This is a genomic window from Aneurinibacillus sp. REN35 (genome assembly GCF_041379945.2).
Taxonomy (GTDB): domain Bacteria; phylum Bacillota; class Bacilli; order Aneurinibacillales; family Aneurinibacillaceae; genus Aneurinibacillus.
The window spans coordinates 230590-249114 of the sequence record NZ_JBFTXJ020000004.1 but is presented as its reverse complement, the minus strand read 5'-3'; the positions used below and the strand labels follow the sequence as shown (position 1 = coordinate 249114).

General features: G+C 45.7%; 16 protein-coding genes. 11 read left to right on the top strand and 5 right to left on the bottom strand.

Annotation, left to right across the window (positions count from 1 at the left end; all coding sequences use genetic code 11):
* Positions 1-8: 8 nt before the first annotated feature.
* The gene (locus AB3351_RS10490) at positions 9-1478 is read right to left on the bottom strand and encodes an aminotransferase class I/II-fold pyridoxal phosphate-dependent enzyme (RefSeq protein ID WP_371147085.1); all 1470 of its coding nucleotides are present in this window, start codon (positions 1476-1478) and stop codon (positions 9-11) included.
* A gap of 255 nt (positions 1479-1733) precedes the next feature.
* Here AB3351_RS10490 and AB3351_RS10485 point away from each other — a divergent pair, with 255 nt between their 5' ends.
* On the top strand, positions 1734-2711 hold the full coding sequence (locus AB3351_RS10485) for an NAD(P)H-dependent flavin oxidoreductase (protein ID WP_371147084.1): 978 nt from the start codon (positions 1734-1736) through the stop codon (positions 2709-2711).
* 62 nt (positions 2712-2773) lie between these two features.
* Here AB3351_RS10485 and AB3351_RS10480 read toward each other — a convergent pair whose 3' ends face one another.
* The gene (locus AB3351_RS10480; RefSeq protein ID WP_371147167.1) at positions 2774-3400 is read right to left on the bottom strand and encodes a YktB family protein; all 627 of its coding nucleotides are present in this window, start codon (positions 3398-3400) and stop codon (positions 2774-2776) included.
* Positions 3401-3572: 172 nt separating this feature from the next.
* Between AB3351_RS10480 and AB3351_RS10475 the strand changes: the two genes are divergently transcribed.
* Both AB3351_RS10475 and AB3351_RS10470 read left to right on the top strand, forming a co-directional pair.
* Entirely contained in the window at positions 3573-4172 is a 600-nt protein-coding gene (locus tag AB3351_RS10475; RefSeq protein WP_371147083.1) for a hypothetical protein, read from the top strand.
* 124 nt (positions 4173-4296) lie between these two features.
* A complete protein-coding gene (locus tag AB3351_RS10470; protein WP_371147082.1) occupies positions 4297-5805 on the top strand; it encodes a leucyl aminopeptidase in 1509 nt (502 codons plus the stop codon).
* A gap of 27 nt (positions 5806-5832) precedes the next feature.
* Here AB3351_RS10470 and AB3351_RS10465 read toward each other — a convergent pair whose 3' ends face one another.
* Both AB3351_RS10465 and AB3351_RS10460 read right to left on the bottom strand, forming a co-directional pair.
* Complete coding sequence (locus AB3351_RS10465; RefSeq protein WP_371147081.1) at positions 5833-6243, bottom strand: hypothetical protein; 411 nt, start codon at positions 6241-6243, stop codon at positions 5833-5835.
* A complete protein-coding gene (locus AB3351_RS10460; RefSeq protein WP_371147080.1) occupies positions 6230-6754 on the bottom strand; it encodes a hypothetical protein in 525 nt (174 codons plus the stop codon). The genes AB3351_RS10465 and AB3351_RS10460 overlap by 14 nt, the downstream gene beginning before the upstream one ends.
* A gap of 258 nt (positions 6755-7012) precedes the next feature.
* Here AB3351_RS10460 and AB3351_RS10455 point away from each other — a divergent pair, with 258 nt between their 5' ends.
* The 5 genes from AB3351_RS10455 (at position 7013) to AB3351_RS10435 (ending at position 12830) form a co-directional block, all read left to right on the top strand.
* Positions 7013-8380, top strand: coding sequence for an NAD(P)-dependent oxidoreductase (locus AB3351_RS10455; RefSeq protein WP_371147079.1), 1368 nt, complete (start codon positions 7013-7015; stop codon positions 8378-8380).
* A 35-nt stretch (positions 8381-8415) separates the two neighbouring features.
* On the top strand, positions 8416-9675 hold the full coding sequence (gene preA, locus AB3351_RS10450; RefSeq protein WP_371147078.1) for an NAD-dependent dihydropyrimidine dehydrogenase subunit PreA: 1260 nt from the start codon (positions 8416-8418) through the stop codon (positions 9673-9675).
* A gap of 14 nt (positions 9676-9689) precedes the next feature.
* Positions 9690-11075 (top strand): dihydropyrimidinase, encoded by a 1386-nt coding sequence (gene hydA / locus AB3351_RS10445; protein WP_371147077.1) that lies wholly within the window; start codon positions 9690-9692, stop codon positions 11073-11075.
* A gap of 37 nt (positions 11076-11112) precedes the next feature.
* Positions 11113-12000 (top strand): nitrilase-related carbon-nitrogen hydrolase, encoded by an 888-nt coding sequence (locus AB3351_RS10440; protein ID WP_371147076.1) that lies wholly within the window; start codon positions 11113-11115, stop codon positions 11998-12000.
* Positions 12001-12233: 233 nt separating this feature from the next.
* On the top strand, positions 12234-12830 hold the full coding sequence (locus AB3351_RS10435) for a hypothetical protein (RefSeq protein ID WP_371147075.1): 597 nt from the start codon (positions 12234-12236) through the stop codon (positions 12828-12830).
* A gap of 46 nt (positions 12831-12876) precedes the next feature.
* Here AB3351_RS10435 and AB3351_RS10430 read toward each other — a convergent pair whose 3' ends face one another.
* Positions 12877-14403 carry an NCS1 family nucleobase:cation symporter-1 gene (locus tag AB3351_RS10430; protein ID WP_371147074.1) on the bottom strand — a complete coding sequence of 509 codons (1527 nt, stop codon included), beginning with the start codon at positions 14401-14403 and terminating at the stop codon, positions 12877-12879.
* Between the two features lie 403 nt (positions 14404-14806).
* Between AB3351_RS10430 and AB3351_RS10425 the strand changes: the two genes are divergently transcribed.
* From AB3351_RS10425 to AB3351_RS10415, 3 genes are all read left to right on the top strand, one after another.
* Positions 14807-16318, top strand: coding sequence for a CoA-acylating methylmalonate-semialdehyde dehydrogenase (locus AB3351_RS10425; protein WP_371147073.1), 1512 nt, complete (start codon positions 14807-14809; stop codon positions 16316-16318).
* Positions 16319-16353: 35 nt separating this feature from the next.
* On the top strand, positions 16354-17610 hold the full coding sequence (locus AB3351_RS10420) for a M20 family metallo-hydrolase (RefSeq protein WP_371147072.1): 1257 nt from the start codon (positions 16354-16356) through the stop codon (positions 17608-17610).
* A 226-nt stretch (positions 17611-17836) separates the two neighbouring features.
* Positions 17837-18343 carry a DUF4446 family protein gene (locus AB3351_RS10415; RefSeq protein WP_371147071.1) on the top strand — a complete coding sequence of 169 codons (507 nt, stop codon included), beginning with the start codon at positions 17837-17839 and terminating at the stop codon, positions 18341-18343.
* Positions 18344-18525 lie beyond the last annotated feature (182 nt).

Genomic DNA, 18525 nt, shown 5'->3' with positions numbered 1-18525 from the left:
CAGCGATATTATTTAATCGCCTGAGTACGCTTGATTACTTTAATTGTTTGAATCGATTCATCTTCAGGTCCCTGTACGGGAAGCCCGGCTTCAAGATTTTCGAGGATGTAATCAATATTATCCTGTGTCAAGATCTCACCTGGAAGCACGATAGGAATACCCGGGGGATAGACCATGACAAACTCAGCCATAATTCGACCAACAGCATCCCGAATCGGAACAATCTCTGTCTCTGAATAAAACGCCTCGCGCGGCGAGATGGACAGCGCCGGGATATTCGGCAGATGTACGGTGAGCGGCTGCATTGAATCCTTTCCAAGTTGGATGCGTGCCAGCTCCCGTAGCGCCTGAACGAGTGTCGTCACAGTCAGGATAGAATCACCTGGCGTGATAATGCACAGGATGTTGTACAGATCGCTCAGTTCAACTTCGATATTGTACTTATCACGCAGCCATCCTTCTACCTGATGACCGGTAAGCCCGATGCCGCGCACTTGAATAATAAGCTTGGACGGGTCCATATCATACGTTGCTGCACTGCCAAGAATTTCTTCTCCAACGCAGCGCAATCCTTGAATGTCATTAATCTCGCTGCGAGCATAGGAGGCAAGCTCTAGCACCTTATCCATCATCTGTTTTCCGTTTTCAACCAATTGGCGGCGCGCTGTATCAAGAGAAGCGAGCAGAAGGTAAGAAGTAGAGGTCGTGGTCAGCATACTGATAACCGACTTCACACGGTTAGCCGAGACAAGACCTTCCCGGACGTTTAGAACGGAGCTCTGCGTCATTGAGCCGCCCAGCTTGTGTACACTCGTGGCAGCCATATCGGCTCCAGCCTGCATGGCAGACAGCGGCATATCGGAATGGAAATGAATATGCACACCATGCGCTTCGTCTACGAGCACCGGAATCTCATATTGATGAACAAGCTCTACAATTTCCTTCAAGTTGGCCGCAATACCAAAATAGGTTGGGTTGATGACAAGCACCGCTTTGGCGGTCGGATGCTGTTCAAGAGCTTTGCGTACTGAATCAGTCGTGATCCCATGAGCAATGCCCAGATCAAGGTCCATAACAGGGTGTACAAAGATGGGAATGGCTCCCGCAAAAATAATCGCTGATAGAATTGATTTATGCACATTGCGCGGGATGATGATTTTATCTCCAGGACCCACGACAGCCATAATCATCGTCATGATGGCCCCGCTTGTTCCTTGAACGGAGAAGAATGTATAATCAGCACCGAACGCTTCCGCCGCGAGTTCCTGCGCTTCTTTGATCATGCCTTTCGGATGATGCAGATCGTCAAGCGGAGCGATGTTAATTAAGTCGATGGACAGCGCGTTCTGTCCGATAAAATCGCGGAATTCCGGATGCATTCCGCTTCCTTTTTTATGGCCGGGGATATGAAATTGAATCGGATTCCGCCGGGCGTGTTCCAAAAGCCCCGTGAATAAGGGGGTTTTTGTTTGATCCATCTAAGCATTCCTCATTTCTGTATGGGGTGCCGCGCACGATGATGCGGTACAATTATTACAGTACAAACATATTTGAGTATATCAAAATGCGTGGCTAATTTAAATCATCTAGGCATGTAAAAATATGTTGCAATAGAAAAATATTTAACCCTATTCGTTTAATTAGAATTGTTCTTTCTATTCAAGAAGGAGTTTGCAGGCGGAAGGGCGAATAAGGTCTACAGAATATGTAGGTAAAGGAGAGGGAGAGAAGAGATGAAAACACGTGTGACGGAACTGTTTAATATTCAGTACCCGATTGTACAGGGCGGACTTGCTTATCTGGCCTATGCGGAGCTGGCGGCTGCTGTATCTAATGCCGGAGGTCTGGGACAGATCACCGCTATGACGCTAGGTACGCCGGAGAAAGTGCGGGAAGAAATCCGCAAGGTTCGCACATTGACCGACAAGCCGTTTGGAGTCAACTTTGCCATCGGTCAGCACGGACGCTCATATGAAGAGCTGCTTGAAGTTGCGATCGAGGAAAAAGTGCCTGCAATTTCCGTAACCGGCGGCAACCCCAAACCGATTTTTGAGCGGCTGAAAAACGAAAACATTCGTACGCTTGTGCTTATTGCAGGTGTTCGACAAGCACAGAAAGCAGAAGAGTTGGGTGCGGATGCGGTCATGGCGGTAGGTGCAGAAGGCGGCGGTCATCTGGGGCGTGATGATATTGGTACGATGGTGCTGATTCCTAGAGTAGTAGAAGCCGTATCGATTCCGGTGTTGGCAAGTGGAGGGATTGGCAGCGGCCGCGGGCTATTGGCAGCGCTTGCACTTGGTGCGGAAGGCATTGAGATGGGTACACGCTTTATTGCCACACAAGAATGCGTCCATGCCAGTGAAGCATATAAGCAAGCAATCGTGGCAGGAAAAGAGACGGATACCGTCATTATTAAGCGTACGCTGGGCGCACCGGGACGGGTACTTAAGACCCCGCATGCGCTAAGCATTATTGAACGGGAGCAGGCCGGCGCAACGTATGAAGACCTAAAAGAGATGATCAGCGGCAAAGCGAATCGCTCGTATATTTATGATGGAAGCGAGGCATCCGGATATGGTTGGGCCGGTCAGGTGATTGGCCTGATTAATGATGTGCCAACGGTACAGGAACTGTTTGATCAGATGCTTGCTGAGGCGCGAGAAGAGCGCAAGCGCTTAGAAATGATTTTTGGTGCCAAAGTACACGGATAAATAAGAAGGGTCGGAGCCGTATAGGGGTTCCGACCTCTTTTTGATTATGTAGAGAGAAATGCTTAGGTAAAGGAAAGCTTATATAAGGGAATGAGCGTCTCAAACGTATCGCGCACAGTACGCAGGAAGGCATCGCCATCTTTGAGGACGGGATCATCAGGCAGAATGTGCCGCCCGATGAGGAATTCGGCTTTTTTGATAGTGCGGAAGCGGATAAGCAGCTCTTCTAGTTCTTCTTTTTGCAAATTTGCTACAGAATGCGCATCTTTTTTCGTATGATCCAAAGAGATAACAAAATCATCTGGAATCAGTTCTTTTACAGTGTCAATATGATCTATGAATGTCTGCGCAATTGCCTGCTTATTTGGCAGTTCATAAATAAAAGCAAGCCAGACGAACACATGATCATCAAACAGACCGACTTGGAAGTGAGGATGCGCCTTATAACCACGCTTATTATGGGAGATTGCCAACCACGAATCCTTCGGAGGGTTCACCGTACGCCGGGCGTGCTTGGCGATATGAAGGAACATTTCATTGCCGACGAGAAGGGCGATATCAGCCGTTAGTGGTTCACCTATTGCTTTGAATTTTGGTTGAATATGACCCCGAATCGCTTCCATGCGCGCATCGAGACCATCGATTGTAAATGCTGCAAAATCTTCTTGAGAAAATCCTGTAAAGCCCATCATTGAACGTCCTTTCTTTTTGCAAAAGTGTACTCTCATCGTAGCACACGCCATATAAGATGTTAACAAGTTGATGTAATAATAAAAACAAGTTGCTTTTATATATTATGTACGATACAATTAACTTAATAAAAATAAATATTAAGAAAATTCGGCGAATGGAGGGGTGACAATGCAGGCATTTGAGCAGATTGAGTACAGCGGTGTAGCCCTATGGTTTAATGAGGAACAAATCCATGAGCTTATTGCAAAAATCGTCGAAGCGGGCATGCGTGTCGCATGGAAAGAAACAAAGAAATATTTTACCCTCTCCGTCCAATCAGAGAATGAAGCACATTGGCTTACATTCCGTAAAGTCGGTATCCGTTATCGTCTGCGTGATCGCCACTATAATACGGCTGACCCACGTTTTGAGAAGATATTGCAGCATTTTATTGAACTGGCTAAAGGCCATGCAGTCATTAAGGTTTTTTCCGGTGGGCAGCTTGTCGTTCAGAAGATCCGTTACGGGGAAGCTGAACAGATTATTAAAATTTCCGGCGCCTCGAAAGAGGTTATTTTTGAAAAAGAGTGTTCAGTTTCGATGGAAGAAGTGATGGAGGCTCTTAAACGGCATGATGCGGAAGAGAGGATTCCAGCACTGACACGTGAAGTAGACGATGAACTGAGCACACTGCACGAAGCAATACGTACACAGGATGATGAGAAGGTAGCCGCCTGCAAAGCGAGGCTTGCGACGCTACATCACGAAATGATTATGTTAGAAGTGTAACAAAAAGAAGGAAACCGTTTTCTTAATGGCGAATATGTAAGCATACTTCACCCGAAGTATGCTTTTTTGTGTTTTAAATGTCGCATACTAACAGGGAAGCCATTCTGATTAGCGGAGGTAGAGCATGAAAGTAAAAATCTCAACGGAAACAATTTCTTCGATTGCTACCGATTGTCTTATTGTCACATACTGTGAAGACCAGGATACGGTGAAAGGATACGCCAAAACCGTAGATACATCGCTTGAGCACAGAATTTCACAGTTGATTGCGGAGAAAGAGATCCGTGGAACCTTCGGGGAAGTGACGATGCTTCATAACTGGGGAAAAATCCCGGCGAAGCGTACTTTGATTTTGGGATTGGGGAAAGAAAAGGAACTGACAGCAGCCAAGGTTCGTGATGCAATTGGGATCGCTGCACGCCATGCTCAAAAGCGCGGGGTTAAAAACATTACCTTCGGTGTCTCTCACTATTATGTAGAAAAACGCTTTTGGAACCCTGTCGATATCGTTCAGGGTGTCGTAGAAGGCGTGGAATTAGGCACGTATACGTTTTCTGGCTACAAAAAACGTGATGAACAGCAGTCGATAATTGAAGAGTTCATTCTCGTTGCCAGTGAAGAGATGGAACAACCGGCCATTCAAGCAGGATTGGAACGTGCTGATGTAGCAGCATATGCGACCAATCTCGCACGCAATCTTGTAAATGAACCGGCAAATAAGATGACCCCTGCCATTTTAGCGGAGCGGGCGAGAGACGTGGCGCGTCGGCGCAACCTAGAAGTTAGCATATTGAATAAAGCTGATTTGGAAGAACTGGGAATGGGTGCGCTGTTAGGTGTAGGCCAGGCAAGTACCAACGAGCCGAAAATGATTGTAATGAAATATCATGGCGCTTCCGATAGCAAAGAAGTGCTTGGTTATGTTGGCAAGGGAATTACCTTTGATAGCGGTGGAATTCAGGTGAAGCCTGATGAAGGAATGGGTGAAATGAAGACAGACATGGCCGGAGCGGCAGCCGTTATTGCAGCAATGGACGGCATTGGTGCGTTGCAGCCGCACGTAAATGTTATCGCTGTCATTCCTACCTGCGAGAATATGATCGCAGGGAATAATTTAAAACCATCTGATGTCATTAGCTCATTTGCCGGGAAGACAATTGAAATTGTGCATACAGATGCCGAAGGTCGCTTAATTCTAGCGGATGGTGTTGCATATGCAAAGCATCTGGGGGCGACGAAGCTGGTAGATGTAGCGACGCTGACAGGATCGGTAATCTCTGCGCTCGGACATGCAGCTACCGGTATGATTACGAACAATGAAGAATGGCTTGAGGATGTGAAGTCAGCAGCTCGCATCGCTGGGGAAAAGATGTGGCAGCTGCCGAATTTTGAAGAATATCAAGAGTATATTAAGAGTGAGATCGCGGATATCAAAAATGATGCGGGTCGTCCGGCGGGCTGTATTCAAGGCGGTATTTTTATCGGAGCATTTGCAGAAGATACGCCTTGGGTTCATCTTGATATCGCAGGAACGGCAGTTACCGATAAGGATAACGGCCACAATCCGACCGGCGCTACAGGTGTTGCGGTTCGTACACTTATACAGCTTGCCATTCGGTTTGGCGGAAAATAGCGGAAGATACATGAAGAAAGAAGCGACTTATCGGTCGCTTCTTTTTTGGTCTGTATCGTTTTCTTTTTTATACTGTTCAAGTCCCTTTTTAAACAGCTCTAATAATACGTCATGCTGCGTCTTGCTTTTTACATAGCTGCGGATCACGTTGATTTCCTTCACCAATTCGGCATCGAGGTGCAGGTTTACAGTCTTCCCTTTTTCCTCATCAAGAATTTCAAATCCATCCGGCAGGGGTTTAATCATTCCGCTTATCTTCATATCACTTGTCAGCAGCATTTTATCCGGGATGAATAGCTTTTCCCCTTCTATGACGATTGCGCTGTTATCTTCCGTAAATTTAAGCGTGAACCCTTCTATTGCACCCTTATTTGCATCTCTTATTTTTCTTGCAATCAAAATATTATCGTTTGTGTTTTTGATTTCAATACTTACCATTGTGTCCCGCACCTTTCAATTGCTTCTCGTTCACGCTGTCGATGATTGTATAATCAGATAATTGAATTTTGTAGAGAAATTGCCCATCCTCCATACGAATATCGATGATGGTAGCTAAAAGAGAAGCTGTTTCTGTATCATACAGCACTTCATCCAATATATCGTAATAAGGAAACAGATACCCTTTAGCATATAGAAATGAGAACACGCTCTCTTTTTTATAGAGGTTGCGTTTTTTTCCCTGCTTGGTTTTCAATGCCCAAAACCGTTCGCGCTCATCCGTCACCTCGCCAAGATATCCTTCATCTGTCCAGCGTTTGATGGTGGACATATTGATGATCTTACCGGAACGTTGCTTTATATAATCAATAATTTCTTTAGAAGCTACGTAATGCTTCCGCTGTTCCTTTTGGCTTTTATATTCGGTTAATTTTTCTTCAAGCTCTGCAAGCAGCGCCTGTTTTTCCTTAATTTCTTGTTTTATATGTGTGATGCGCTCTTCTAATTCCATTCTCCTGTATCCTTTCACGCATGCCAATATGCTAAAAATACGAAGCCTTCTTTCTTTTATTTTAACAAAGTTTATCTTTCTCTCAACCTTATTTCCTTTTCGAAATGTGATAAAACATTCAATTCATCCTATTCAGTTAAAAATATTTATATAAGCAATTAAAAATGTTGATAATTTATTTTTTGTATAATAATATTAATATAAAGTTCTGAAAATTTTAACTACAATACGATTATTTTCGTCAAGGAGGAGAGCGTAGTGAGTCAACAGGCTTTTATTCCCGTCGAAAAACTTACGAAAAACTTTCAAGAGTTCCTTCCCGGTTTACGGGAAAAAGATGCAATGGATGAGGCGAATCGCTGCCTTTATTGCTACGATGCACCATGTATTAAAGCTTGTCCAACCGGTATCAATATCCCTTCATTCATTAAGAAGATTGCTTCAGGAAATATGTTGGGTTCTGCCCGCGCTATTATGGAAGCCAATCCCGTCGGAGCGAGCTGTGCGAGAGTTTGTCCTACTTCTGAGCTGTGTGAAGGCGCCTGTGTGCTCAATCATGCTTCTTCACCGATTATGATTGGACAACTGCAGCGCTATGCTACGGACTGGGCGATGAAGAATGATGCAGTTTTATTTCATAAAGGAGAGAGCAATGGAAAAACTGCGGCGATTATTGGAGGGGGGCCAGCGGGCCTGTCAGCAGCCAGAGAGTTGGCCAGGCTCGGTTATGCAGTAACTGTATACGAATCAAAGGCGCAGGCGGGAGGTTTGAATACGTACGGAATTGTATCGTTTCGTCTGCCTCAGCAGGTCGCTTTATGGGAAGTTGAACAGGTCGAGAAGCTGGGCGTGACCATTCTTACAGGCATGATGGTCGGAAAAGATATTCAAGTTGAAGAAATTGTGAACGGATACGATTATGTGGTGCTGGCGATAGGGCTTGGCAATGTGCCTGATTTAGGAATTGAAGGAGAAGAGTTGGATGGGGTATATGATGCGATTGCGCTTGTAGAAGATACGAAAACCAAGCCGCTTGAGATGCTTTCGGTCGGCAAACGCGTCGTCGTGATTGGCGCAGGCAATACGGCGATTGATGCAGCCACCTGTTCACGCCGCCTCGGAGCAGAGCAGGTAACGATGATGTATCGCAGAACGGAACATGAGATGACGGCGTATGACTTCGAGTATGAGTTTGCTAAGCAGGAGGGTGTCGAATTCAGATGGCTGGTAACGCCTGTGCGGATTATAGGAGATGAGAGGGGAAAGGTGAAAGCGTTAGAATGCGTGCGCATGGAGCTGGGCGAGCCTGATGCGTCGGGTCGACCGCGTCCGGTGCAGATCGAAGGCTCAGCCTTTACGGTAGAAGTGGACAGCGTAATCAAAGCAATAGGTCAGAATAAACTGCTGCCGCTCATCCAATCGTTTGGCTTAGAACATGTTCGCGGTGTAATTAAAGTGAATGAGAACAACCAAACATCCAATCCAAAAATTTTTGCTGCAGGTGATTGCATCTTTGGTCTAGGAAATGCGGAGGCCATGGTAGTGGATGCAGCGGAGCAAGGCAAGAAGGCAGCGTATGGCATTCATAAGGCATATCAATCTACGCAAGAGCAAGCTCTAGCTTAAAAACGAGAATCTACGAAATCCAAGGAGGTATTTCTATGGCCGATTTACGGATAAATCTAGGGGGAATTCAGGCACCGAACCCGTTCTGGCTCGCTTCGGCACCACCTACCAACACGGGTTATCAGGTAGAGAGAGCGTTTGAAGCAGGATGGGGCGGAGCTGTATGGAAAACGCTTGGCGACCCGATTATCAACGTAACATCCCGCTTTGCCGGTTTGAAATACAATGGGCAGACGGTCGGATTTAACAACATTGAGCTTATTACGGATCGTCCGCTTGAAGTGAATTTAAAAGAAATGAAAGAAGTAAAAAGGAAGTTTCCTAACCATGCACTTGTCGCTTCGCTGATGATGGAGCCGAACCGTGAGAGGTGGCATGAGCTTGTTAAGGCGGTAGAAGATATCGGAGTGGATGGTCTGGAGTTGAATTTTGGCTGTCCTCATGGCATGGCAGAGCGCGGCATGGGTTCTGCGGTTGGACAACAGCCCGAAATGGTGCAGCAGCAGACTGAATGGGTAAAAGAAGTAGCGCAAACGCCAGTCATCGTAAAACTTACCCCCAACATTACGGACATTCGATATACGGCACGGGCTGCCAAGCAGGGCGGAGCAGACGCAATCAGTATGATCAATACCATCAACAGTTTGATGGGGGTTGATATTGATACATGGAATCCGATTCCCCATGTGGATGGAAAAGGCGCTCATGGTGGCTATTGCGGGCCGGCAGTAAAGCCGATTGCTCTTAATATGGTGGCTGAATGTGCACGCGATCCCCAAGTGGATCTGCCTATTTCGGGTATAGGCGGCATTTCAAACTGGCGCGATGTTGTAGAGTTCATGTTAATGGGATCATCCGGTATTCAGGTGTGTACGGCGGCCATGCTGTACGGTTTTAGAATCGTAGAGGATATGGCTGAAGGACTGAGCCATTATCTTGACGAGCGGGGCATTGCATCGGTTATGGATATTGTAGGGAAATCAGTTCCCCGTTACTCCGAGTGGGGGAACTTGAATCTCAATTATAAAGTAGTGGCTCATATTGATGAACAATCCTGTATCAACTGCAATCGGTGTCATATCGCTTGTGAAGATACATCACACCAATGTATTGAAATCGTACAGATGAAGGACGGACGCGAAAAGCTGGTTGTGCAGGAGGAAGACTGTGTAGGATGTAATCTCTGCTCGATTGTCTGCCCGATTGAGGACTGTATTACGATGGTAGAAGTGCCAAGCGAGCAGCCGTCGCTTACATGGAAAGAACGTACCGCTTTACTAAACCAGGCACAATAAAAGGGGGAGAGTGCATGGCAAAAATCATTAAAGGTGGAACTGTTGTTACCGGCTCGGACATATATAAAGCGGATATTTTGATTGAAGGTGAAAAAGTTACCTCCATTGCAGATACGATTGATGCGCCCGAAGCAGAAATTATCGACGCAAAAGGATGCTACGTATTTCCCGGCGGTATTGATCCGCATACACATTTAGATATGCCGTTCGGTGGCACGGTAACAGCAGATGATTTTGAAACAGGGACTCGGGCTGCCGCATTTGGTGGTACAACAACCATTGTAGATTTCTGTCTTACACAAAAAGGGAAACCGTTAAAAGAAGCAGTGAAGATGTGGCATAAAAAAGCAGAGGGAAAAGCAAATATTGATTATAGCTTTCATCTAATGATTAGCGAAATGAATGATAATGTGCTCAATGAGCTGCCGTCTATTGTACAAGAACAAGGAATCACATCGTTGAAACTGTTTATGGCCTATAAAAATGTGTTTCAGGTTGACGATGGAACGCTATTCCAAACGCTCACAAAGGCAAAGGAACTTGGGGCGCTTGTACAGGTACATGCAGAAAATGGGGATGTGATCGAACTGCTTATACAAAAAGCATTAGAGCAGGGCAACACGTCACCGTATTATCATGCGGTTACTCGTCCTCCGGAAGTGGAAGCGGAAGCAACAGGAAGAGCCATTGCCATGGCAGCGCTTGCTGATGCGCCAATTTATGTTGTGCATGTATCGTGTGCGGCGGCTGCAAATAAAATTAAGGAAGCAAGGGCTCAAGGGTTAAAAGTATGGGGAGAGACATGCCAGCAATATTTGGTGCTCGATGTTACCGATTTGCAAAAATCTGATTTTGAGGGAGCCAAATACGTATGGTCTCCTCCATTAAGGGAGAAGTGGAATCAGGAAGAGTTGTGGGCGGCGCTGCGTAATGGAAGCTTGCAAACGGTCGGTTCGGATCAATGTTCGTTCAACTTCGAAGGACAAAAGGATCTTGGAAAAGATGATTTTACTAAAATCCCTAATGGAGGCCCGCTGATTGAGGATCGCTTCTCTATTTTATATTCGGAAGGCGTGCACAAAGGACGAATTGGACTGAATACGTTTGTCAATGCCGTTTCTACGAATGCAGCCAAATTATTTGGACTTTTTCCGAAGAAAGGAACAATCGCTGTAGGAAGCGATGCCGATATTGTCGTTTTTAATCCAAATAGAGAACGTACGCTTTCTGCCGCTACCCATCATATGAACGTCGATTATAATCCGTTTGAGGGAATGAAGATAACAGGGGAACCAGTTGTCGTTCTCTCGCGCGGCGAAGTGCTTGTCAAAGATCAGCAATTTCACGGCAAAAAAGGAAGAGGACAGTATATAAGCAGGCAGCCGTTCCAGCAGTATTAATTAAAGGCGGTAGCATATGATTACAGGAGGGGATCGGATGTCTAAAGAAGTTGTAATTGGACTCATTCAAGCCAGTCATGATGTGCATGGAGATGAACCGGTGGATGTGCACAAGGAAAAGGCGATCGCTAAGCATATGACGCTGATTGATGAGGCGGTGGCTAAGGGAGCGCAGATTATCTGCCTGCAAGAAATTTTCTACGGGCCGTATTTCTGCGCTGAGCAGACTGTGAAGTGGTATGAGGCGGCCGAATCGATTCCGGACGGACCAACCACACAGCTTTTTCAAGATGTGGCCAAGAAAAACAATGTAGTTATCGTGCTGCCGATTTATGAAAAGGCGGCTGAGGGTGTGTATTATAATACGGCTGCGGTTATTGATGCAGACGGAACGTATCTTGGAAAGTACCGCAAGAAGCATATTCCGCATGTGGCGGCGGGTGAAGGCGGTACAGGTTTTTGGGAGAAGTATTATTTTAAGCCGGGCAATGAAGATTATCCGGTATTTGATACGAAATATGCCAAGGTTGGTGTCTATATTTGCTATGATCGGCATTTTCCAGAAGGGGCGCGTCTTCTTGGACTCAATGGAGCAGAGATTGTATTTAATCCATCCGCAACGGTAGCGGGTACATCCGAATATTTATGGAAGCTAGAGCAGCCGGCTCATGCGGTTGCAAATGGCTTCTATGTAGCGGCTATTAATCGTGTTGGACTTGAAGCACCGTGGAATATGGGGGAGTTCTATGGGCAAAGTTACCTTGTCAGCCCGCGAGGTGAATTTGTGGCGATGGGAAGCCGGGATAAAGATGAGGTCATTATCGGAATTATGGATCGGAATGTCATACACAATGTTCGGGATCAGTGGCAATTCTACCGGGATAGGCGGCCTGAAACGTACGTGAACCTCTCAGCTCAACTCTAAAAGAAAGAAAAAGGAAGCGGCGATCGCTTCCTTTTTTGATGGAAAAATATTTTTTGAATAATAAGAAATTGAGAAGAAAAGAAATTTGTGTTATAGTTTTTTCAGATTTTCATAATGATATAGTGGGAGCTTGTTCGAGGGATATACATCATCTTCCGCATGAAAAGAGATACAGATAGGTAGGAAGAGAATGTGAGGTGTTCTTACTCTGATACGAAGGAGGAGAACAGGGAATGGTAGAGCACGTAGTTGTCTATAGGGGAATTTGTTTGTCGGAAGCTATAGAAGTGGTCGGAAGCCAGAAGTACCTCGCTGCGGAAGAGAGAAAGTTTTGGAATGATATCGAGATTAAGGCGGTATTCGGATCGGGTGTGTATCTTGTGAGCGATTATACGGTCGCTGCGGAATATGCCTATTGCCATGCAGAAGCGAATCATGATAAAGGAAGCGTGATTCGCCAGTTGTTATACTTACAGAATCCGCTTCAGCTTGACGGACGTTTTGGTGAGAAGGAGATACGCAGTCTAGCATTAGCGTGGAAATATCCACATGGAATACCGGACGAAGAAGCTGTGGAAATAGCGAGCGTTGGGTTAAGCCGCTGGGCTGGAAGTAGGATTCAGGAATACGTGACACAGCTTGGCCATGACGGGATTGTCTATCACATTGACGACACATTAACGTATTATATCGCCTATAAGCCGGATGAACAGATTAGTGCAGTTCAATTGGATTTTGTGTATGATATCAAAGATATTCAGTCCGCTACATTTACCGATTTACGGAATCAGTATCAAGCGCATATGAAAGAGATGCCCTTTCAGGAATAAAAGAACCTCCCGGCCGCATGCGCGCCTGGGAGGTTCTTTGTGTTTGCTATTTTATCGCTGTTTTCACGTCAGGTGCGGCGGGAGGGGCAGGTGTATCATCCGAGAACACAGTAATGGCTTCATATTCTTCTTTCGTTAGTATACTCTTATCGTTTTTCATGAGATACATATAGGCAAAAATTGAAATAAACAAGCCGAATGTCCAGGCATTTTCCCACATAAAGCGAAGGGAAGGAATAAATACACCTAAGAGAGGGATCGCCACGCCGATTAGAAGTGCATACACACCGTTCATATTAAAACCAGACGTATAATTGTAGCGGCCATCAGGCATATATAACTCTTTCAATGCCATGCGCCTGCGCCGGACGATCCAGTAATCAGCAATAGCGATTCCATCAATAGGGCCGAGCAGCGCTCCATATGTTCCCAGCCAGCCGAAAATGTAGTTCCCGAAGTTCGACATGATATACCAGGGTTGCATAAGAAGAGCGAATAACCCGGTAATCACTGCACCCATGGCAAAAGTGATTCGTCGCGGATATAGATTTTCAACGGCACGCGCGGGTGCGACAACATTCGCCCCAACATTAATAGTAATGGAAGAGATAACGATAACGATCGTTCCTAAAAAGATAATAAATGGAGGAAACTTGGCAAGAAGAAGTACCGGATCCCAGAGCGCTTCGCCAAAAATAACAAGCGTGGCAGATGTAACGGCAATGCCGATAAAGGAAAACAAACCCATCGTAAGCGGGAGTGAGAAGCTCTGGGCAACCACCTGTGCCTTTTGGGTTTTGGCATAACGGCAGAAATCGGGGATATTTAATGCCATCGTAGCCCAAAAAGCGATCACGCCGGTTAGGGAAGGGAAAAAGTACGTAAGGAACTCGCCGGTGGAGGTAAACTTGGAAGGTGCAGAAAGCATCGGTCCCCACCCGCCAGCCGAAGTAAATGCCCAGATCAGAAGAATGACCGCGGAGACAGCCAGTATAGGAGCTGCGATAATGCTGAGTAATTTGATTGCTTCCGGTCCTCTATAAGCCACACCGACATTAAGTAACCAGAATAGTGCAAATACAATAGCGGTATGGAAAGGAATGCTTTGCCAGGAGGAGAAGGAAGCAGATAATAACGTATCGATGGCCCCGGCCCCGATCCATGTATTAATACCAAACCAGCCGGCGCCTACAATGGCTCGAGCCATTGCCGGAATATGCGCGCCTTTTGAGCCGAACCAGAGCCTAGCAAATACAGGATATGGAATCCCGAATTTAGTTCCGGCATGAGAATTAAGCAGGATAGGGATGAGCACGATAACATTACCAAGGAAAATGGTGAGGATTGCTTGATACCAGTTCATACCCAGACTAATCATACCGCTTGCCATCGTATACGTAGGAATACAAAGGCACATGCCGACCCATAAGGCTGCAAAGTTAATCCCTTTCCATGAATGCTCCTCTTTTGTTGTAGGGCGCAGATCCTCGTTCCATAGCGGACTGTCTTTCATTTGCTGCGAGACGTGTGGATCAAGTGTTACGATACCGTTTGTTTCAATTTGCGTCTTCATAACTCTCCTCCTTTGTGGAAATAAGAACATACACCGAAATGAAAAAACAGGAGAGAATATCCGAGATAATAAGTTGTTGTGTTCCTCCTTTCTATTTTTTTAGATATTAAAAATAAAGAAATATATTTTTAGTTGCTAAAAATATATTCTTCAAATTTGATTATAAGTACTCGTCTACATACGGTCAATTAAATATTTTGAAAATTTAAATAAAAATAAAGAATGGAAGCTGCGTATACTTGTGCAAGATTACGTGTGCCAAGTGATCGTTACTACTCGTTTTATAAAAGACTATACACTCCGTCCAGTTGATCCGGAGATTATTAGACAAAGTGTATAATGAAAATTTTCTGAATTATTATTAATATTAAATATAGCAATCAAAAAAGGGGTGAAGGCGTTAATGAATATAAAACAAGTGGAAATCGCCTTGCTTAAAAACTTCATTAATGGAAGTTGGGTGGATGCTCAAACGGATCGGTTCGAAGAAGTAATAAATCCTGCCACAGGTGAGGTTATTGCCAAAACGCCTCTTTCTTCCTATGAAGATGTTGCGCGGGCGGTAATGGCGGCTGAACATGCGTGTACTGAATGGAAGGAGACGACCGTTAGCGAAAGAAGTAAGCTCATGTTTGCTTTTCATGCCATTTTACTTGAGCATCAGGAAGAACTTGCAGAATTGATTACAAGAGAAAACGGAAAAACGTACCATGAGGCTTATGCGGAATTGTTGCGGGGGTTTGAGTCAGTTGAATTTGCCTGTGGACTTCCTACGTTGATGATGGGAGATACACTATCGAACGTATCTCGGGGCATTGATACTCACATGGTTCGTTTTCCGCTTGGCGTGGTTGCAGGTATTACCCCATTCAATTTTCCGGGCATGCTTCCGCTCTGGATGTTTCCATTAGCAATTGCCTGCGGAAATACATTCGTACTAAAACCATCAGAGAAGACGCCGCTAAGCGCGATCCGCGTCGTAGAACTTGCTCAAAAGGCAGGTGTACCACCAGGTGTTCTCAACCTTGTACACGGTGCTCATGATGCCGTGAATGCGCTGCTTGAGCATCCAGGTATTAAGGCTGTTTCCTTTATTGGCTCTCAGCCTGTTGCAGAATACATTTACAAGACTGCTTCTAAGCATGGCAAGCGTGTACAAGCGCTGGCGGGTGCAAAAAACCATCACCTTGTTATGCCGGATGCGGATCTGGATAAGACAGCGGAGATTCTTGTAAGTTCTGCCTTTGGCTGTGCAGGTGAGCGCTGCCTGGCCGCTAGCGTAGTGGTAGCACATGAGGTGATTGCAGATGAATTAGCACAGAAACTCGTTGCCTATTCAGATCGGCTGAAGGTAGGACCCGGATCTGATCGGAACAATGAGATGGGACCGGTGATCCGCAAGAGCCAGTTGGAGAGAGCACACAGCTACATTCACCAAGGAGAGGAGAGCGGAGCGCAGCTCATTCGTGATGGACGTGAAGAAGGAGTGAACATCGGGCAAGGCTATTTTCTTGGACCGACGATATTCGATTATGCCAAGACGGATATGAGCATCATCCAAGATGAAATCTTTGCGCCGGTGCTTAGTATGGTGCGGGTTCAAAGCTTTGATGAGGGCATCAAGACAATCAGCGAATCGCGCTTTGGTAACGGGGCGTGTGTCTATACGAACAGTGGGGCTTATGCCAGGGAATTCGTACAACGGGTCGAGGCCGGTATGGTTGGAGTGAACATCGGTTTGCCAGCTCCCATGAGCTTCCTCCCGTTCTCTGGATGGAAAAACTCCTTTTATGGCGATTTGCATGCGAACGGAAAAGACGGAATAGAATTTTATACAAGAAAAAAAGTAGTAACAACCCGTTGGTATAAAGGAAATGAGGAATCCATCGGTCAGAAACGGGATTTTGTAAAGTAAATCATATGTCGATATAGGAAGGCGGGGGAAGAGGATTGGCGACTCTGCATCTGAATATAAGCAGCGAACGATTGGAAAAGCGGATTGCTGAATTAGCAAAGATTGGACAGATTGAAGAAACAGGTGTGTGTCGGCTCGCTCTGTCCAAAGAAGACAAGCAAGCTGTAGAGACAGTAAAACAATGGATGAGCGAAGCTGGGATGAGTGCACGTATTGATCATTTTGGTAACCTGATCGGACGATTGGAGGGAAAGAATCCAAAGGCTCCCGTATTAATGATCGGTTCGCATATTGACTCACAGCCATATGGCGGTCGCTTTGATGGAACAATTGGGGTATTGGGTGGCATAGAGGTAGTACAGACAATGAAGGAAAACGGGATTGTTCCCGAGGTTCCCATTGAGGTAGCGGCATTTTGTGATGAGGAAGGATGCCGTTTTAATAAAGGTCTGTTCGGTGTCCGGGGCATTCTTGGCAAGTTGGAGGCAGGGGAGCTAGGGCGCAAGGATAAAAATGGGGTCACAAGAAAGCAGGCGTTACTTGATTTCGGTTGTGATCCTGCCAGATTCCATGAATCAGAGTATGAAGCGGGTGCCATTCGTTCCTATTTGGAACTTCATATCGAACAGGGACCGATACTTGAAGCGATGGATCGGCCTGTAGGTATCGTGACAGGCATTTCAGGACCACTTTGGCTTACGGTAGAAATGGTCGGCTTTGCTGGGCATGCAGGCTCAGTACCGATGACAATGCGACAAGATGCGCTGCTTGGCGCAGCGAAGGTCGTCGTTAAGCTCAATGAGATCGCCGCGCGCTATCCCAAGAATCCAACGGTAGGGACGGTTGGAAGCCTTCAGGTATTTCCGGATTCGCGAAATATTATACCGGAGCGAGTCGTATTTACAGTAGACTTGCGTGACATTGACATTCAACGTCGGCACGCATATGAAAAAGAACTGCGCCAAGAGATAGAGGAGATCGCTGCTGAACACGGTTTGGCCTACACGATACAGGAGGATACGAATAGCGAACCGAGGTATTGCGCTGAGCCGATTATGGAAAAAATGCGCGAAGCCTGCAAGGAAATGGGCATGGAGGCGCCGGAATTAATGAGTGGACCGTTTCATGATGCGCTTGCTATGTCGTATGTTTGTGATTATGGAATGATTTTTGTACGGTGCAAGGATGGGATCAGCCATAATCCAAAAGAATTTTCCACCTATGAAGATATCGCCCTAGGAACCGAAGTGCTGTATAAGACAGCCCTAAAAATAAGTTCTGCCTCTACGTAGGCTAGCATGATTCGATGAACAAAGCACCGCCGATGCAAATATGCCGGCGGTTTTTTATTGGTTAAATTAGAACCAATTTGTAAAAAAGACCAATATTCGCTGTGGTCATAGTGCGGCCATCTGATATAAAATAGACACGTTGTGGATTTAGCTCGGTCAGTGGTGTTCTTCTTCCACACCCACTGATAGAAGTGTTACTTTATTGCAGTGAAAGGATGGTACAGCCGTGGAGGTATGGTTCACCAAAGAAATCGTCGCAGGCATCTTTGGACTTCTCTTGCTTCTATTTCTCATCTTGTTTATTTGGAACATTGTCCTTAGCGTGAAGTTCGGACGGTTAAAGAAACGCTTTCGACGCATGGCGCAGGGAACATCGAAAGATAATCTGGAGCAGATGCTTGAGAAGTTGTTCGACCGAATGGAAGCGCTCGAAGCATCTCAGCATGGGGTAGAAGCTTTAGCGGATACGATGAGGCAGAAAGTAAGGGAGCAAAAAGGGCGGGTGAGTATACTTCGTTTCTCGGCCTTTGAAAATGAAGGCAGCGATTTAAGCTTCTCAGTCGCATTTGTAGACGAGAATGGAGACGGTGTAGTCATGACAAGCATTTATGGCCGTCATGAATCCCGTGTATACGCCAAACCTGTAGAGAATGGAACGTCAGTATATGCTCTTTCTGACGAAGAGAAACAGGTGCTTGAGAATGCATTAAAAAATGACATACATAACGAATAAAAAAGTATTGCATATTTGGCGTATTCATGTTACTTTAGTTTTCGTTAAGAAAATTCACTTGAGATTTATGTGTGATTAGGAACCAGGATTCACTTAAAGGGTTGGGATTGTATATCCCTCACTCGCCCCCGTGGTGAATGACGTAGGTCCTAGCGATGTTTACAATTACTCATCCTAGGAAG

What these genes read in the sequence shown, in the direction of transcription:
- AB3351_RS10490 (WP_371147085.1), bottom strand. Translation starts at nt 1,478, where the DNA reads ATGGATCAAACAAAAACCCCCTTATTCACGGGGCTTTTGGAACACGCC.
- AB3351_RS10485 (WP_371147084.1), top strand. Translation starts at nt 1,734, where the DNA reads ATGAAAACACGTGTGACGGAACTGTTTAATATTCAGTACCCGATTGTA.
- AB3351_RS10480 (WP_371147167.1), bottom strand. Translation starts at nt 3,400, where the DNA reads ATGGGCTTTACAGGATTTTCTCAAGAAGATTTTGCAGCATTTACAATC.
- AB3351_RS10475 (WP_371147083.1), top strand. Translation starts at nt 3,573, where the DNA reads ATGCAGGCATTTGAGCAGATTGAGTACAGCGGTGTAGCCCTATGGTTT.
- AB3351_RS10470 (WP_371147082.1), top strand. Translation starts at nt 4,297, where the DNA reads ATGAAAGTAAAAATCTCAACGGAAACAATTTCTTCGATTGCTACCGAT.
- AB3351_RS10465 (WP_371147081.1), bottom strand. Translation starts at nt 6,243, where the DNA reads ATGGTAAGTATTGAAATCAAAAACACAAACGATAATATTTTGATTGCA.
- AB3351_RS10460 (WP_371147080.1), bottom strand. Translation starts at nt 6,754, where the DNA reads ATGGAATTAGAAGAGCGCATCACACATATAAAACAAGAAATTAAGGAA.
- preA (WP_371147078.1), top strand. Translation starts at nt 8,416, where the DNA reads ATGGCCGATTTACGGATAAATCTAGGGGGAATTCAGGCACCGAACCCG.
- hydA (WP_371147077.1), top strand. Translation starts at nt 9,690, where the DNA reads ATGGCAAAAATCATTAAAGGTGGAACTGTTGTTACCGGCTCGGACATA.
- AB3351_RS10440 (WP_371147076.1), top strand. Translation starts at nt 11,113, where the DNA reads ATGTCTAAAGAAGTTGTAATTGGACTCATTCAAGCCAGTCATGATGTG.
- AB3351_RS10435 (WP_371147075.1), top strand. Translation starts at nt 12,234, where the DNA reads ATGGTAGAGCACGTAGTTGTCTATAGGGGAATTTGTTTGTCGGAAGCT.
- AB3351_RS10430 (WP_371147074.1), bottom strand. Translation starts at nt 14,403, where the DNA reads ATGAAGACGCAAATTGAAACAAACGGTATCGTAACACTTGATCCACAC.
- AB3351_RS10425 (WP_371147073.1), top strand. Translation starts at nt 14,807, where the DNA reads ATGAATATAAAACAAGTGGAAATCGCCTTGCTTAAAAACTTCATTAAT.